The sequence below is a fragment of the Methylobacterium sp. WL103 genome (assembly GCF_008039885.1).
Classification (GTDB): Bacteria; Pseudomonadota; Alphaproteobacteria; order Rhizobiales; family Beijerinckiaceae; genus Methylobacterium; species Methylobacterium cerastii.
Genome location: NZ_VRUX01000949.1, coordinates 1 through 1,119 on the forward strand (window position 1 = coordinate 1; position 1,119 = coordinate 1,119).

A 1,119-nucleotide genomic window follows, 5' to 3' on the forward strand; every position below is an offset into this window, starting at 1 on the left:
GTTCGATCCGGGCCGGCGCCCCTGGACCGCCCGAGGCAGTCGCGATGCGGTGCTGGCGAGCGATCCGCCCCGGCCGATCCTCACCCTGCGCGGCATCCGGCGCGACGGCGGTCCCAGGCGCGCGCTGATCGACGACGGCGGCGGCGAACCCGCCTGGCTCGGGCAGGGCGAGGGGCGCAACGGCTGGCAGGTGGTCGAGGTCGGGCCGGACCGCGTGAAGCTGGTCCAGGACGGCGTCACCTACGCGACGGAGTTCATGGGCACGCCCGCGATCCTGCGCCCGAAGCGCAAGGCGGCATCCGAGGCCGCTCCGGCGCTACGGCCCTGACGGGCCGCCCGGGTCGGGCCGACCTCTCAGTCGAGCATCCGGCGCAGAACGCCCTGGCTGCCGTTGGGCGTGATCGCCATGGGCGGCGGGGCGGGCACCGGACGGACCGGCATCATCGCGCGGAACTGGTCGCGGAAATCCTGGGCGATGCGGTCCGCCTCGACCGTGCCGCGGATCACCTTCGGCCGGATGAACACGATCAGCTCCGTCCGCACCCGCGTGTCGACGCGGTTGCGGAAGGCCGGCCCGAACAGCGGCATGTCGCCGAGCACCGGCACGCTCTCGTTGGTGATCTGCGCCTTTTCCTGGACGAGACCGCCGATGGCGAGGCTGTGGCCGTCGTTCACCGCCACGCTCGTCGCCACCTTGCGCTGGCGGATGGTCGGCGAGTTGATCGACGAGGTCGTCGTCGGCACCACGTCGCTGACCTCCTGGTTGATGTCGAGCACCACGCGGCCGTTCTTGTTCACTCGCGGCGTGACCGAGAGGATCACGCCGGTGTCCTTCATCTCGATCTCGTTGAGGATCGGGGCGTTGGTGGAGAGCGCGCTCTGGCCGCTCTGCTTGACGATCGGCACCTGGTCGCCGACCTGAAGCTTTGCGGTGCGGTTGTCGAGCACGGTGATGTTGGGCGACGAGATCACGTTGACCCGCGTCACGCCTTCGAGCGCGTTCAGCACGACGTTGAAGTCGCTGGCGTTCAAGAGGTAGTTGAAGCCTGTCACCCCGCGGGTCGCCGCGCCGAGCAGGGCCGCGGTGCCGCCGGTGGCGGCGGCACCGCGGCCCTGCTC

General features: G+C 71.0%; 2 pseudogenes. One reads left to right on the forward strand and one right to left on the reverse strand.

What is annotated here, in order from left to right:
• Positions 1–328 (forward strand): annotated as a pseudogene (locus tag FV222_RS30255) (hypothetical protein); the annotation flags it as partial.
• A gap of 26 nt (positions 329–354) precedes the next feature.
• Here FV222_RS30255 and FV222_RS26945 read toward each other — a convergent pair.
• Positions 355–1,119 (reverse strand): annotated as a pseudogene (locus FV222_RS26945) (type II secretion system protein GspD); the annotation flags it as partial.